Annotated in this window: 13 protein-coding genes; 7 read left to right on the forward strand and 6 right to left on the reverse strand. The window is 73.7% G+C overall.

Annotation, left to right across the window (positions count from 1 at the left end; genetic code table 11):
* Positions 1–38: 38 nt before the first annotated feature.
* Together ACIA6C_RS21905 and ACIA6C_RS21910 are read left to right on the forward strand one after the other, a co-directional pair.
* Entirely contained in the window at positions 39–1,037 is a 999-nt protein-coding gene (locus ACIA6C_RS21905) for an NAD(P)/FAD-dependent oxidoreductase (protein ID WP_399278106.1), read from the forward strand.
* Between the two features lie 237 nt (positions 1,038–1,274).
* Complete coding sequence (locus ACIA6C_RS21910; protein ID WP_399278108.1) at positions 1,275–2,654, forward strand: NAD(P)/FAD-dependent oxidoreductase; 1,380 nt, start codon at positions 1,275–1,277, stop codon at positions 2,652–2,654.
* A 72-nt stretch (positions 2,655–2,726) separates the two neighbouring features.
* Here the strand turns inward: ACIA6C_RS21910 and ACIA6C_RS21915 are convergent, their stop codons facing one another.
* Entirely contained in the window at positions 2,727–3,827 is a 1,101-nt protein-coding gene (locus ACIA6C_RS21915) for an ATP-dependent DNA ligase (RefSeq protein ID WP_399278111.1), read from the reverse strand.
* Between the two features lie 102 nt (positions 3,828–3,929).
* On the opposite strand from ACIA6C_RS21915, the gene ligD reads away from it, so the two are divergent.
* The 3 genes from ligD (at position 3,930) to ACIA6C_RS21930 (ending at position 6,666) form a co-directional block, all read left to right on the forward strand.
* Positions 3,930–4,952 (forward strand): non-homologous end-joining DNA ligase, encoded by a 1,023-nt coding sequence (gene ligD / locus ACIA6C_RS21920; protein WP_366082266.1) that lies wholly within the window; start codon positions 3,930–3,932, stop codon positions 4,950–4,952.
* 26 nt (positions 4,953–4,978) lie between these two features.
* Positions 4,979–6,349: a VOC family protein gene (locus tag ACIA6C_RS21925; RefSeq protein ID WP_399278113.1), complete on the forward strand. Its 1,371-nt coding sequence runs from the start codon at positions 4,979–4,981 to the stop codon at positions 6,347–6,349.
* A gap of 65 nt (positions 6,350–6,414) precedes the next feature.
* Positions 6,415–6,666 (forward strand): WhiB family transcriptional regulator, encoded by a 252-nt coding sequence (locus tag ACIA6C_RS21930; protein WP_366082270.1) that lies wholly within the window; start codon positions 6,415–6,417, stop codon positions 6,664–6,666.
* A gap of 168 nt (positions 6,667–6,834) precedes the next feature.
* Here ACIA6C_RS21930 and ACIA6C_RS21935 read toward each other — a convergent pair whose 3' ends face one another.
* The 4 genes from ACIA6C_RS21935 to ACIA6C_RS21950 form a co-directional block, all read right to left on the reverse strand.
* The gene (locus tag ACIA6C_RS21935; RefSeq protein WP_366082268.1) at positions 6,835–7,806 is read right to left on the reverse strand and encodes an acyl-ACP desaturase; all 972 of its coding nucleotides are present in this window, start codon (positions 7,804–7,806) and stop codon (positions 6,835–6,837) included.
* A gap of 316 nt (positions 7,807–8,122) precedes the next feature.
* A complete protein-coding gene (locus ACIA6C_RS21940; RefSeq protein WP_399278116.1) occupies positions 8,123–9,775 on the reverse strand; it encodes an ABC-F family ATP-binding cassette domain-containing protein in 1,653 nt (550 codons plus the stop codon).
* A gap of 202 nt (positions 9,776–9,977) precedes the next feature.
* Positions 9,978–10,394 (reverse strand): SsgA family sporulation/cell division regulator, encoded by a 417-nt coding sequence (locus tag ACIA6C_RS21945; RefSeq protein WP_361132793.1) that lies wholly within the window; start codon positions 10,392–10,394, stop codon positions 9,978–9,980.
* Between the two features lie 177 nt (positions 10,395–10,571).
* The gene (locus tag ACIA6C_RS21950) at positions 10,572–11,012 is read right to left on the reverse strand and encodes a (4Fe-4S)-binding protein (protein WP_399278118.1); all 441 of its coding nucleotides are present in this window, start codon (positions 11,010–11,012) and stop codon (positions 10,572–10,574) included.
* Between the two features lie 239 nt (positions 11,013–11,251).
* Here ACIA6C_RS21950 and ACIA6C_RS21955 point away from each other — a divergent pair, with 239 nt between their 5' ends.
* Entirely contained in the window at positions 11,252–12,343 is a 1,092-nt protein-coding gene (locus ACIA6C_RS21955) for a WD40/YVTN/BNR-like repeat-containing protein (RefSeq protein WP_399278120.1), read from the forward strand.
* Positions 12,344–12,934: 591 nt separating this feature from the next.
* On the opposite strand, the gene ACIA6C_RS21960 is transcribed toward ACIA6C_RS21955, so the two are convergent.
* Entirely contained in the window at positions 12,935–13,237 is a 303-nt protein-coding gene (locus ACIA6C_RS21960) for a YciI family protein (protein WP_399278688.1), read from the reverse strand.
* Between the two features lie 25 nt (positions 13,238–13,262).
* On the opposite strand from ACIA6C_RS21960, the gene ACIA6C_RS21965 reads away from it, so the two are divergent.
* Positions 13,263–13,949, forward strand: a complete 687-nt coding sequence (locus tag ACIA6C_RS21965; protein ID WP_399278122.1) for an endonuclease V — start codon at positions 13,263–13,265, stop codon at positions 13,947–13,949.
* Positions 13,950–14,030: the final 81 nt, after the last annotated feature.

A 14,030-nucleotide genomic window follows, 5' to 3' on the forward strand; every position in this document is an offset into this window, starting at 1 on the left:
TTTGTCAAGAGGACCGGGTCCGGCGCACGCTCGGCCCCATGGACAAGGTGATCGCGGGACGGTTCGACGTGGTGGTCGTGGGCGGCGGGACCGCCGGACTGGCGGGGGCGCTGACCCTGGCGCGGGCCCGGCGCTCTGTCCTGGTGCTCGACGCGGGCAGCCCGCGCAACGCCCCCGCCGCCAGGCTGCACGGCTACCTCGGGCACGACGGCGAGAGCCCCGCCGGGCTGCTGGAGCGGGGGCGGGCGGAGGCGGCCGGGTACGGAGCGCAGATCCGGACCGGCGCGGCCGGGACCGCGATCGCCGCCGACCGGGAGCCCGACGGGGGGTTCCTGATCCGCTGCGGTGACGGCTCGGTGGTCCGGGCCCGGCGGCTGCTGGTGGCCACCGGGCTGGTGGACGAGCTGCCGCCGGTGCCGGGACTGCGGGCCCGATGGGGCCTGGACGTGCTGCACTGCCCTTACTGCCACGGCTGGGAGGTACGGGACCTGCCGCTGGCGGTGCTCGCCGCTTCCCGGACCGGGCCGGTCGCCGTGCGCCAGGCGCTGCTGTGGCGGCAGTGGAGCGACCGGGTGACGCTGCTGGCCCACACCTGGCGGCCGGACGCGCCCGAACGGGAGCTGCTCGCCGCGCGGGGGATCGCGGTCGTCGAGGGGGAGGTCACGGGGCTGGCCGTCGACGCGGACGACCGGCTGAGCGGCGTGGTCCTGGGGGAGGGGGCGGCCGCAGCGCCCTGCCGGGCCCTGGTGGTCGCGCCGGGCTTCACCGCCCGCGCCGGGGTGCTGACCGGCCTCGGGCTGCCCCTCACCACCGTCGAGCGGGACGGCGCGGTGCTCGGCACGTGCGTGGCCTCGGACCCGCAGACCGGGGCGACGGCGCTGGCCGGGGTGTGGGTGGCCGGCAACGTCACCGCCCCGATGGAACAGCTGGCGGGCGCCGCCGCGCAGGGCGCGCGGGCCGCGGCGGCGTTGAACGCCGACCTGGTCGAGGCGGAGACCCGCAGGGCGCTGCGGGCGTACCGGGGGGACTCGGGCTGAGCGCAGCCCCCGGCGCACGGCCCCGACCCTTCGCAAAGTCCAGGCAGGACCCGGGGGCCGGTGTGGGGTTCGGGGTCGCGGTCGGTGTCGGTGTCGGGTTCGGGTTCGCGGTCGGGTTCGGGTCGGGGTCGGGTTCGGGTTCGGGTTCGGACAACCGTGCGGGTTTCGGTCAGGGGCGGCCCGCGCAGGCTCTGGGCGGTCCGATCGTCGTACGGTTCGTCGGCTCAGGGGGGCTCAATGGCACACGTACTGGTCATCGGCGGCGGGATCGGCGGGCAGGCGACCGCGCTGCTCGCGGCCCGGCGGGGACACACCGTCGAGCTCTTCGAACGCGACTCCCGCGCCCCGGGCACCGCCCTCGACCGCGACTTCTTCGGCTGGCGCCGCCCCACCGTCCCCCAGGCCACCCAGCCCCACGCCCTGCTCGGCGCCGCGCGCACCGTACTGCGCGGCGAACTGCCGGACGTCCACGCCGAGATGCTCCGGCTGGGGGCGCGCGAGCGCAGCGAGCTGGACTGGTTCGACGAACGCCCGCCGACGCGGCCCGGCGACGACGACCTTGTCATGATCCAGGCGCGGCGCATCCTGCTGGAGAGCGCCGTGGCCACCGCCCTGCGCGCCGAGCCGGGCGTCGTCGCGCGCTACGGGGAGCCGGTCACCGGACTCCGGTTCGAGGGGAACCGGGTCCGGGGCGTCACCTCCGTGGCCGGAAGGTACGAGGGCGACCTGGTCGTCGACGCGGGCGGGCGGCGCGGCGCCACCGAGCGGTGGCTGGCCGCGGCGGGCTGCCGGCCGCCGGTGGTGGAGCGGCACCGCACCGGACTGGCCTACTTCTGCCGCTGGTACCGGCTGCCCGGCGCTCTGGCGGAAGGGCCGCGCCGTCCCTGGGCGGTCACCGGAGGCACCTTCGCCGGCTGCGCCGTCTTCCCCGCCGACAACCGGGTCTTCGCCGTGACCCTGTTCGTGCACACCGAGGACCCCACGCGCTCGGCGCTGCGCGACCCGGCCGTCTTCGAGGCCGCGGCGCGGGCCTTCCCACCGGGGGAGGCGTGGCTGCGGCTGGGCGCGGAGCCGCTCTCGGAGGTACTGGCCACCGCGAGCCTCGACAACCGGTGGAGCGCGCTGAACGACGAGCGGGGACCGGTGGTGAGCGGGCTGGTGCCGGTCGGGGACGCCATCACCCACACCAACCCGACGCTGGGGCAGGGCACTTCGCTGGCGTTGTGGGCCGCGAGCCGGGTGGCGCGCACGCTGCATCTGGAGCCCGGGTCGCCCGCGTTCGCCGCCGGGTACCACGCGTGGGCGGTGCGGACCTTGAAGCCCTGGTTCGACTTCCCGGTGGTCGCGGACGCCGCCATCGGGGAGCGGTTCGCGACGAGGGCGGGGCGTACGGGGACGGCGCGGGAGGTGGCCGCGCTCTTCGACTGCGCGCTGGAGGACCCCGAGGTGATGCGGGCGCGGGCGAGGGTGCGGCACCTGGTCGAGCCGCCGGAACGGGCGTACGCGGATCCGGAGGTCCGGGCGCGGGTGGCGCGGTGGCTGGCGGACCGGCCGGACTTCACGCCGAACGCGGTGGGGCCGGACCGGGGGGAGTGGGAGAAGCTGACGATGGGCTGAGGGGGTCGTTCGGTTCCGGGGCGGGGCCTCGGCTCTCTGGGTCTTCGCTTTCTGGGTCTCGGCTCCGGGGTCTCAGCTTTCTGGGTCTCGGCTCCCGGGGTCTCGGCTCCCGGGAGTGCCGAGCACTTCGGCGAGGTCGTAGCGGACGACCTCCTCCAGCTGGGCGTACGTACAGCTCTCCGGCAGCCGGTCGGGGCGCCAGCGGCGGAACTGCGCGGTGTGCCGGAAGCGGTCGCCCTCCATGTGGTCGTAGGCCACCTCGCAGACCCGCTCGGGACGGAGCGGGACCCATGACAGGTCCTTCTTGCCGGTCCATCGGCTCTGCGCGCCGGGCAGCCGGGCGCTCTCGTGGGCGGCCTCCTCGGCCCAGGCGGCCCAGGGGTGGCCCCCGGGATCGGGCATCCGCAGCGGTTCGAGTTCGGTCAGCAGCTCGGCGCGGCGCTTCATGGGGAAGGCGGCGCACACGCCGACGTGCTGGAGGGTGCCGCGGGCGTCGTAGAGGCCCAGGAGCAGCGATCCGACAATCGGACCGCTCTTGTGGAAACGGAAACCGGCGATGATGACGTCGGCCGTACGCTCGTGCTTGATTTTGAACATCAGGCGGGCATCGGGCCGGTACGGGAGATCGAGGGGCTTGGCGATCACCCCGTCCAGCCCGGCGCCTTCGAACCGCTCGAACCAGTCGTGCGCGAGTGCGGGGTCGGTGGTGGCGGGCGCGAGGTGGACGGGGGGCCGGGCGGTGGAAAGGGCACGGGTCAGGGCGCTGCGGCGGTCGGCCAGCGGGGTGTCGAGGAGCGATTCGTCGCCGAGCGCGAGCAGATCGAAGGCCACGAAACTGGCCGGGGCCGTCTCGGCGAGCATCTTGACCCGGGAGGCGGCCGGGTGGATCCGCTCGGTGAGGCGGTCGAAGTCGAGACGGCGGTCGTGGACGATCACGATCTCGCCGTCCACGACGCAGCGGTCGGGCAGATTGTCCTTGAAGGCCGTCACGAGCTCGGGGAAGTACCTGTTCAGGGGCTTGCCGGTGCGGCTGCCGATCTCGACCTCGGCGCCGTCGCGGTGGACGATGGCCCGGAAGCCGTCCCACTTCGCCTCGTATTGCATGCCCGGCGGAATGGAGGTCACGGACTTCGCGAGCATCGGTTTCACGGGGGGCATCACCGGCAGATCCATGCCTTCGATTCTGCGGCGGCCCCGCCGGGGCCGCGCGGTGTGCGCGCCCGGCGGGATCCGTCCGGTGTGCGGGGCGGGCCGGGGCCGCCTACCGTGGCGGACATGGGTGCTGCGCGTGATGCGATCGAGCTGGACGCGGGCGGGCGGACGGTTCGGCTGTCCAGCCCGGACAAGGTGTACTTCCCGGAGCGCGGCCTCACCAAGCGGGACGTCGCCGAGTACTACCTGGCGGTCGCTCCCGGGATCACCCGGGCCCTGCGCAACCGACCGACGACGCTGGAGCGGTACCCGGAAGGGGTGGAGGGGGAGTCCTTCTTCCAGAAGCGGGCCCCGAAGAACCTGCCCGACTGGATCCCGACCGCCCACATCGCCTTCCCCAGCGGGCGGACGGCCGATGAGATCTGCCCGACCGAGCCGGCCGCCGTCCTGTGGGCCGCCAACCTGGGCTGCCTGACCTTCCACCCCTGGCCGGTGCGCCGCGAGGACACCGACCGGCCCGACGAACTGCGCATCGACCTGGACCCGCAGCCGGGCACCGACTACCACCACGCGGTCGCCGCCGCCCACGAACTGCGGGCGCTGCTGGACGAGGTGGGGCTGCGCGGCTGGCCGAAGACCTCGGGCGGCCGCGGGCTGCACGTGTTCGTGCCGATCGCTCCGCGGTGGACGTTCACCGAGGTCAGGCGGTGTGCGATCGCCCTCGGCCGGGAGCTGGAACGGCGGATGCCGGGCAAGGTCACGACGGCCTGGTGGAAGGAGGAGCGCGGCGAGCGGATCTTCGTGGACTACAACCAGACGGCGCGCGACCGCACCATCGCCTCCGCCTACTCCGTCCGCCCCCGCCCCCACGCCCCGGTGTCCGCGCCGCTGCGCTGGGACGAGGTGGACGACGCGGAGCCGCGGGACTTCGACATCGTCACGATGCCGGGGCGCTTCGCGGAACTCGGTGACCTGCACGCCGACATGGACGAGCACGCGTTCTCCCTGGACACCGTCCTGGACCTCGCGGACCGCCAGGAGCACGACCACGGCCTGGGCGACATGCCGTATCCCCCGGACTACCCCAAGATGCCGGGCGAACCCAAGCGCGTCCAACCCAGCCGCGCCAAACCCGCGGACCACTGACGCCCCGCGTTGCCTAGGGTGCGACGATGATCCGCTCCTACCGCAGCCCGCTGCTGTTCCTGGACATCGACGGCCCCCTCATCCCCTTCGGTGGCGCCGGCTACCCGGCCTACCCCGACCCGGCGGGCACCGGCGGGAACCCCCTGCTGGAGCGCCTCGATCCCGCGCTCGGCCCGCGGCTGGCGTCACTGCGGTGCGAGCTGGTGTGGGCGACGACGTGGACGGCGGACGCGAACCCGCTCGTGGGGCGGCGTCTCGGCCTGCCGGAGCTCCCCGTGCTGGACCTGCCGGAACCTTCCGGGCCCGAGCCGGAAGGGCTCCACTGGAAGACCCGGTCCGTCGTCGCGTGGGCGGACGGGCGGCCGTTCGTCTGGGTCGATGACGAGATCACGTCCGAGGACCGCGCCTGGGTGGCTGCGCACCACCCGGGCCGGGCGCTCCTGCACCGCGTCGACCCGCGTGCGGGCCTGACCGGCGAGGACTTCGGGGTGCTCGGGGGGTGGCTGCGCCGGGTGGAGCAGGGGCGTGGGGCGGCCGTTGTCAGTGGGGGGTGCCATGCTCGAAGGAGGCATCAGTCGCCGGTGCAGGGAAGGGGTACTGCCATGCTCAGTACGGACTACAGGGACGGTTCCCCCAACTGGCTGGACCTCGGGACGCCCGACATCGATGGCGCGGCCGGGTTCTACCGGGGCCTGTTCGGGTGGGATTACGAGCCGGGCGGCCAGGAGGTCGGCGGGTACGGGATGTTCCGGCTCGGCGGGAAGACCGTCGCGGGCGGGATGACCGTCACCCCCGAGCAGGGGCCCTCCGCGTGGACGGTGTACTTCCGCACGTCCGACCTGGACGCGACGGCGGCAGCCGTGCGGGAGGCGGGCGGCGCGGTCGCGTTCGAACCGATGGACGTGCTGGACCTCGGCCGCATGGCGGTCTTCACCGACCCGGCGGGCGTCGCGTTCGCGGCCTGGCAGCCCGGCCGGCACAAGGGCCTGGACGAGGTGACGGCCGTCGGCACCCTGTGCTGGACGGAGCTGTACACACCCGATGTCGCAGCGGCCGCCGCCTTCTACCGGGCCGTCTTCGGCTGGGAGGTCGCCGAGATGCCCTTCGAGGGCGGCACCTACACCATGGTCAAGCCGGCCGGCGCGCCCGACGAGGAGGCCTTCGGCGGTCTCGTGCCGATCGCGGCGGACCCGGTGGAGGACACCGAACGCCCCTACTGGACCCCGTACTTCGAGGTCGCCGACTGTGACGCGACGGCGGCCCGGGTGGAGGAGTCGGGCGGCAAGGTCCGTCTCACCCCCGTCTCCATGGACGGCGTCGGCCGCTTCGCGAAGGCCGCGGACCCCTTCGGCGCCCGGTTCGCGGTCATCACCAGCGCCCCGGCCCCCGGCGCGTAGGAAACCGTGTTGATGAGGCGTTGATCGGACGTCCATCGGCGGCGGTGAGGATCTCCGTCATGTCGATGAACACGAGCGACCGCCCGACCACTGCCGCTGCCGCACCCGCCTGGTACGACCTCGCCCTGTGCGCGCAGACGGGCCCCGCCTTCTTCTTCCCCGAGCCCGGCTCCTCGCTGCGCGACGCGAAGCGGCTGTGCGGGGCGTGCGAGGGCCGGACCGCGTGCCTGGAGTACGCCCTGGCCAACGACGAGCGCTTCGGCGTCTGGGGCGGCCTCTCGGAGTCCGAGCGCCTCGCCCTGCGCCCCCGGGCCTGACCGGCGCGGCATGAGCGGGCGCGCCGGAGGCCCGGCCAGAGGCCGAAGCCCCGCCGAGGCGAAGGCCCGGCAGCGGTCGATGCCCCGGCAAGGCCGAAGCCCTGGCAAGACCGAAGCCCCGGCAGAGCGCGCGGCGCGCGGCCCTGCCGGGGCTGTGGGTGCCGGAGGTCAGCCCTTGCGCGCGGCGAGCCGCGCCGCGCGGGCGGCCAGCCGCTCGTCGAACTTGCGGGCCTCGGAGTCCAGGCCGTCCATGAACATGCCGAGCTCCTCCTGGGCCTGCTGCCCCTCGGGGCCGAGACCGTCGATGTCCATGATCTTCAAGAACCGGATCACGGGGCTCAGTACGTCGTCGTGGTGGATCCGCAGGTTGTACACCCCGCCGATCGCCATCTGCGCAGCCATCCGCTCGAAGCCCGGCATGCCGTGCCCGGGCATCCGGAAGTTGACCACGACGTCCCGCACGGCCTGCATCGTCAGGTCCGGGGCCAGCTCGAAGGCGGCGCCCAGCAGGTTCCGGTAGAAGATCATGTGCAGGTTCTCGTCCTGCGCGATGCGGGCCAGCATCCGGTCGCAGACCGGGTCACCGGACTGGTGGCCGGTGTTGCGGTGCGAGATGCGGGTCGCGAGCTCCTGGAAGGCCACGTAGGCCACCGAGTGCAGCATCGAGTGCCTGTTGTCGGACTCGAACCCCTCCGACATGTGCTGCATCCGGAACGCTTCCAGCTTGTCCGGGTCCACGGCGCGCGAGGCCAGGAGGTAGTCGCGCATCACGATGCCGTGGCGGCCCTCCTCGGCCGTCCAGCGGTGCACCCAGGTGCCCCAGGCGCCGTTGCGCCCGAAGAGCGAGGCGATCTCGTGGTGGTAGCTGGGCAGGTTGTCCTCGGTCAGCAGGTTGACGACGAGGGCGATCTTGCCGATGTCGGTGACCTTGGACTGCTGCGGGTCCCAGGCCTCCCCGTCCTCGAAGAAGCCCGGGAAGTTCCGGCCGTCGCTCCACGGGACGTACTCGTGGGGCATCCAGTCCTTGGTGACCTTCAGATGGCGGTTGAGTTCCTTCTCGACCACCTCTTCCAGCGCGAACAGCAACTTGGCGTCGGTCCACGCCTCCGAGCTGCCGAGGTGGGGGGAGGTGATCGTCACGGGTACTCCAGGGGGAACAAGCGAATTACCTACGGTTCCGTAGCCTACGGAGTCGTAGGTTAAGCACGGCATCAAGGACCAGCCAAGCCCCACCCCTCCCTATGAGCGGTTACGTCCGGTTATCTGTGCAGTTTGAGGCCCTGTATGAGGGCGCGCGGAAGGGCAAATCGGAACCGAAATCACGCACGCAGGTGGTCCCGGCCCGCGTCTTGACGCTCGGGGCGGGGGCCGGAGGGCCGGCCCCCGCCCCCCGACGCCCGCCTCCGCCGGCGCCCGGACCTCCCGGCTCTCCGGCCGCTCCCGCGACCGCTCCCGCTCATCCGAGCCAGAGCGACTCGCGGACCTCCTCGGCCGTCGTCGGCCGAAGCCCCGCCTGCCCGTCCAGCAGCAGCCAGCGCGTGATGCCGAGCGACTCCAGGAACGGCACGTCGTGGCTCGCCACCAGCAGCGCCCCCTCGTACGACTCCAGGGCGCCGGTCAGCTGCCGCACGCTCGCCAGGTCCAGGTTGTTCGTCGGTTCGTCCAGCATCAGCAGCTGCGGTGCCGGCTCCGCCAGCAGCAGCGCCGCCAGCGCCGCCCGGAACCGCTCGCCGCCCGACAGCGTCCCGGCCGGCCGGTCCGCCCGGGCCCCGCGGAACAGGAAGTGCGCGAGCCGCGCCCGGATCACGTTGTTCGTGGCATGCGGGGCGAACCGCGCCACGTTCTCCACGACCGAGCGCTCGTCGTCCAGGACGTCGGCGTCCAGCCGCTGCGGCAGGAACCGCGTCGGCACGTGCGTCGACACCTCACCCGAGGCGGGGGCGAGCCGGCCGGCGATCGTCCGCAACAGGGTCGTCTTCCCCGAGCCGTTGCCTCCCACCAGGGCGATCCGCTCCGGTCCCCGCAGCTCCCACTCACCCGCGATCGCGGGCCCGTGGGCCGGGCGCAGGTCGCCGAGGGTCAGGACGCGCCGCCCCGGCGGCACCCGGGTCGCGGGCAGCTCGATGCGGATCTCGTCGTCGTCGCGCACCGCCTCCACCGCCTGGTCGAGCCGCTCGCGGGCGTCCGCGAGTTTCTCGGTGTGCATGATGCGGTGCTTGCCGGCCGACTCCTGGGCGGCCCGCTTGCGGGCCCCCATCACGATCTTCGGCTCGCGCTTGCTGTCCCACATCTTCTGGCCGTAGCGCTTGCGCCGGGCCAGTTTCATCTGGGCGTCAAAGAGTTCGCGCTTCTGCCGCTGCACGTCGGCTTCCGCGACCCGGACCATCCGTTCGGCGGCCTCCTGTTCGGCGGCGAGCACCTCCTCGTAGTCGGTGAAATTCCCTCCGTACCAGCGGACTTCGCCGTCGCGCAGATCGGCGATCTGATCGACCCGCTCCAGCAGCTCGCGGTCGTGGCTGACCACCACCAGCACGCCGGACCAGGACTCGACGGCCGCGTAGAGCCGGCGCCGGGCCCGCAGGTCCAGGTTGTTGGTGGGTTCGTCCAGGAGCAGGACGTCGGGGCGGGCGATCAACAGGGCCGCCAGCCGCAGCAGTACGCACTCGCCGCCCGACAGCTCGCCGACGGTCCGGTCCAGGCCGATCCGGGCGAGGCCGAGCGAGTCGAGCGTGGCCAGAGCCCGTTCCTCCACGTCCCAGTCGTCACCCACCGCGGCGAAGTTGGCCTCGGTGGCCTCGCCCGCCTCGATGGCGTGCAGGGCGGCGCGGGTGGCGTGGATGCCGAGCGCCTCGTCCACGCGCAGGGCCGTGTCGAGGATGAGGTTCTGGGGGAGGTAGCCGATCGTGCCGGCGATGGAGACCTGTCCGGCGGACGGGGTCAGTTCGCCCGCGATGAGCTTCAACAGGGTTGACTTCCCCGACCCGTTGAGGCCGATCAGGCCGGTCCGGCCGGGGCCGACGGTCAGTTGGAAGTCGTTGAGGACGGGAGTTCCGTCAGGCCAGTCGAAGCAGAGGGCGGAGCAGGTGACGAAGGTGGGAGCAAGACTCATGGAGGCCTCCAGGTTGCGTGAAGTGGTACGAGCAACGTGGGGAGACAGCCGACGGGTGGTGATGGACGGTCGTGGTCGGTGTCTCGAACCTCAGAAGAGCAATGTCCTACTCCGTTTCGACGGCAATGGGTCGCCTACGACGGTACGGACGGCCGCAGCCGCCCGCAACGGATTAATCGCGAGGGGCAGCCGGCCGGAGCGCTCAGCGGCGGCCGCGCATCAACTCGGCCAGACCGTGGTCCAGGTCGAGGTAGAGGTGCTCCAGCCCCGGCGGCGCGACCGTCGCCGCCCGCTCCAGGAACCGGTGGAGGTCAGGGGTCCCCATGAGCACGATCGCGACGCCCTCGGGCGCGTGGAACTCGATGCTGGTGCGCTCCCGGTCGTACGGGCGCACGCGCACGTCACCCGAGCCGGCGGGGCGGCGCAGCCCGGCCTCCAGCAGCTCGCGCGCGAAGGTCCAGGACACCTCGACGCCCTCCAGCGTCGCGGGGCCCGGGAACGCCATCCGGACGGCGAAGGGATCCGAACGGTCGTAGCACAGCGTGACGGGTACGGTCTCGACCTTCGGCGCGGTGGCGACCAGTCGGGCCTGCACGGCCTGCTCGATGACAGTGATCAAGGCTCGCTCCCTTGCGGCGGATCTCCTGCCGGGCTTGGGGTGGGACCCGGCAACCGGATAGACGCCCGAAAGGGCAAATCCGTGCAGGCGCATTCGAGTGAGCTGTGTCACCGGCTGGCTTGATCGCGACCGTTCGATCGCACAGAGTGACCGAACGGTATCGGTGCGGCAAGGTGTTCAGGCGTGGCCACAGGGGCCGGAGTGGTCGCAGTACGGCTGATTACCGCTCATCCCACAGGCGCAAAGCATCACCCTGGTCTCCTGCCGGACGGTGCCGTCCGGCCCGGTCACGCTCAGTTCGCCGCGCAGCACCAACTGGCCGGCCGGTGGCCGCACGACGCTCGTCGGCCGGTCCGGTTCCTCGGCCGGACCCTCGGCGAGCCGGTACAGGAGCGCTCCCGAGGGGCAGCGGCGGATCACCTCCGCCACCCGCTCGGGGTCGGCACCGTCGGGCCGCACCCAGGGGCGCTGCCCGGAGTCGAACACCTCGGGCAGCCCGCCGACGCACTCGGCGGCGTGCAGACAGCGACCGGCCTCGTACGTGACCGTGATGTGCTCGCCCGCGTAGGGCTTCGGGTCCTGCGCCGTGTGCCGCGGATGCTCATCCTCAGGAGCCATGCCGCCAGCCTCAGGGCTGTCCCGCAGTCCCCGGCGGGCGCGCGGCGCCGGCTACGGCACCTCGCCGCGTTGTCGGGATCGCCCGAATACGCCCAGTATGAGGACGACCCTCCGCCTCGCGATGCGCCGCATCTGACGCCGCGCGCTGATCCGCCGCGGATTACGGGACAGCCCTGGGAAACCCGGGCGCCCCGACGCACCCTGGACGCGGAATCCGGCGTGCGTTAGTTTCCCGCGCCATGAGACTTCTGGGAGTCGGCGTGTGCCTGGCGGTGCTGGCGGTGGCGGCGCCGGCGGTGTCCGCGCAGGCGGACACGGGTGGTCCGGGCGACTCGCGCGACCTGCGCGGCGCGGGCTGGGCGCTCAAGGCCACGGGCAGGGACGCGGTCCGCTTCCGCGGGCTCGCGGCGGTCAGCCGCTCCGCGGCCTGGGTGGCCGGCTCCAAGGGGACGGTACTGCGCACCTCGGACGGCGGACGCAGCTGGCGCGACGTCTCGCCGCCGGAAGCGGTGGCGCAGGGGCTGGAACTGCGCGACATCGAGGCCTTCGACGAGCGCCGGGCGGTCGCGCTGTCCATCGGAGAGGGCGAGGCCTCGCGGGTCCTGCGGACCGAGGACGGCGGCGCGACATGGACCGAGAGCTTCCGCAACACCGACCCGCGGGCCTTCTACGACTGCCTGACCTTCTTCGACGCCCGCCACGGGCTCGCGCTCAGCGACCCGGTGGACGGCAGGTTCCGGCTCCTCGCCACGGACGACGGCGGGCGGAGCTGGCAGGTGCTCCCGGCCGCCGGGATGCCCGAGGCGCAGGCGGGCGAGGCCGGCTTCGCCGCGAGCGGGCAGTGCCTGGTGGCCGCAGGGCCGCGCGACGTCCTGATCGCCACCGGAGGGGGCGCGGTGTCACGCGTACTGCGTTCCGGGGACCGCGGACGCAGCTGGAGCGCCACCGCATCGCCCGTTCCGGCGGGGGACCCGGCCAAGGGGGTCTTCGCGCTCGCCTTCCGCGACCGCACGACGGGCCTCGCGGTCGGCGGTGACTACCGCGCCGGCGAGGCCTCGCCCCTGGCCGCGGCCGTGTCCTCGGACGGGGGCCGCACCTGGCGGGCCTCCGACGTGCCGCCGCCCGCCTACCGCTCCGGCGCGGCCTGGTACCCGCACTCCCGGGGCGCGGCGCTGGCCGTGGGCCCGACGGGCACGGACGTGACGTCGGACGGGGGCCGGACCTGGCGGGCGCTGGACGCGGGCTCCTACGACTCCGTCGACTGCGCGCCCCACGGGGGCTGTTGGGCGGCGGGGGAGAAGGGGCGGGTGGGCAGGCTGGAGCGGCACTGAACGCAGCCTGCCGGGGCGCCCGCCGCGAAAGGCCCCGCTTCCCACGGGCCCGTTCCGGCCGACCCGTCCCGAGCGGACGGGCGGAAGGCGGCCAGGCAGGCGATGTCCCCGGGCGACGACGGCGCCCGGCCGGCCGAATGCCGGCGGGCCGAGGAGTTCCGGCGGCACGCCGCCGGGGGCGGGAGTGCATCGGCCGCTCCAACGCGCTGCCCCACGTCGTGACGGACCTGGAGGCGATGCGGGCCGTCCTCCAGGCCTACGCCGACAAGACGGCCGCCGGCACCGGACGGCTCTGCGGTCCCCGGACAGGCGGCACACCGGTCGGCGCGGTGCCCGTGCGTTGCCCGGAGAGCGGCCGCGCATCGCCGGGGCGCGCTGCCGGCCGGAGGCGTCGGCGGGGGGCCGCCGACCGGGGGTGCCCAGGGAGGGAGTGCTGCGCGAAAGCCACCCCTACCGGGGCGAGCGGCACGACGAGGAGATCCGGTCGGCGCTGACCCGCAGTGCCGCGCCCGGCGTGCCCGTGGCGAGCAGTGCCGCGCCCGGCGTGCCCGTGGCAAGCAGTGCCGCGCCCCGCGTCGGCCCGTCGGCCCGTCAGGACGCCGGGAGTACCTCCCGTACGGCAGCGAGTTCCGCCGAGGTCTTCGTCGCGATGAACTCGGTGATGCGGTAGGCGCAGACGCCGGCCACGACGAACGGGTCCTCGGCGGTGATCTTCTCGGCCTCCGCGCGGGAGATGCCGGCGGCCAGGATGACGCCGCCCTCGCGCGGTACCTTCCGCCCCGAGGCGAGGAAGACGCCGGACGCGTAGTAGCGGTCCAGCCAGGCGACGTGGGCGTCCATCTGCGCGTCGACGGCTTCCAGGGGCGCTGTGTAGGTGAGCTCCATGACGAACATGATCGCCAGGCTACTCTCGCACCTCATGACGACCTCCAAGACCCCCGCCGACGAGACCGAAGCCCGAGCGATACAGGACGAACTGCGCCGCGGCGTGGTGCTGGACGAGCCCGGGCCGCCGCCCGGTGCGGGGCTCGTCGCCGGAGTGGACGTCGCCTACGACGACGAACGCGACCTGGTCGCCGCCGCGGCCGTGGTCCTCGACGCGGCCACCCTGGAAGTGGTCGAGGAGCGCACCGCCGTCGGGCGCGTCAGCTTCCCCTACGTACCGGGACTGCTCGCCTTCCGCGAGCTGCCCACCGTGCTGGCCGCGCTCGACGCCCTGACCGTCGCGCCGGACCTCGTCGTCTGCGACGGCTACGGGCTCGCCCACCCGCGCGGCTTCGGCCTTGCCTGCCACCTGGGGGTGGTGACCGGGCTGCCGAGCATCGGCGTCGCGAAGAACCCGTTCACCTTCACCTACGAGGAACCCGGCGCCCGGCGCGGCGACGCCGCCCCGCTCCTCGCGACCGACGGCGCCGTCGTGGGACGGGCGCTGCGCACCCAGGACGGGGTCAAGCCGGTCTACGTCTCCGTCGGCCACCGCGTCTCGCTCGACAACGCCTGCGCCCACACCCTTGCCCTCAGCCCCCGCTACCGCCTCCCGGAAACCACCCGCCGCGCCGACTCCCTGTGCCGGCGCGCCCTGCGCGAGGCGACGCGCACCGGCTAGCCGGCGGTGGCGAGGCGGAGGCGGTGGCGGTGGCGGTGGCGGAGGCGGTGGCGGAGGCCGTCCGGCCGGCGGCCGGGCCGG

Source organism: Streptomyces sp. NPDC051578 (assembly GCF_044454045.1).
Classification (GTDB): domain Bacteria; phylum Actinomycetota; class Actinomycetes; order Streptomycetales; family Streptomycetaceae; genus Streptomyces.

Excerpts from the sequence above, each read along its gene's own strand:
- ACIA6C_RS21905 (WP_399278106.1), top strand. The coding sequence starts at position 39 with ATGGACAAGGTGATCGCGGGACGGTTCGACGTGGTGGTCGTGGGCGGC.
- ACIA6C_RS21910 (WP_399278108.1), top strand. The coding sequence starts at position 1,275 with ATGGCACACGTACTGGTCATCGGCGGCGGGATCGGCGGGCAGGCGACC.
- ACIA6C_RS21915 (WP_399278111.1), bottom strand. The coding sequence starts at position 3,827 with ATGGATCTGCCGGTGATGCCCCCCGTGAAACCGATGCTCGCGAAGTCC.
- ligD (WP_366082266.1), top strand. The coding sequence starts at position 3,930 with ATGGGTGCTGCGCGTGATGCGATCGAGCTGGACGCGGGCGGGCGGACG.
- ACIA6C_RS21925 (WP_399278113.1), top strand. The coding sequence starts at position 4,979 with ATGATCCGCTCCTACCGCAGCCCGCTGCTGTTCCTGGACATCGACGGC.
- ACIA6C_RS21930 (WP_366082270.1), top strand. The coding sequence starts at position 6,415 with ATGAACACGAGCGACCGCCCGACCACTGCCGCTGCCGCACCCGCCTGG.
- ACIA6C_RS21940 (WP_399278116.1), bottom strand. The coding sequence starts at position 9,775 with ATGAGTCTTGCTCCCACCTTCGTCACCTGCTCCGCCCTCTGCTTCGAC.
- ACIA6C_RS21950 (WP_399278118.1), bottom strand. The coding sequence starts at position 11,012 with ATGGCTCCTGAGGATGAGCATCCGCGGCACACGGCGCAGGACCCGAAG.
- ACIA6C_RS21955 (WP_399278120.1), top strand. The coding sequence starts at position 11,252 with ATGAGACTTCTGGGAGTCGGCGTGTGCCTGGCGGTGCTGGCGGTGGCG.
- ACIA6C_RS21960 (WP_399278688.1), bottom strand. The coding sequence starts at position 13,237 with ATGTTCGTCATGGAGCTCACCTACACAGCGCCCCTGGAAGCCGTCGAC.
- ACIA6C_RS21965 (WP_399278122.1), top strand. The coding sequence starts at position 13,263 with ATGACGACCTCCAAGACCCCCGCCGACGAGACCGAAGCCCGAGCGATA.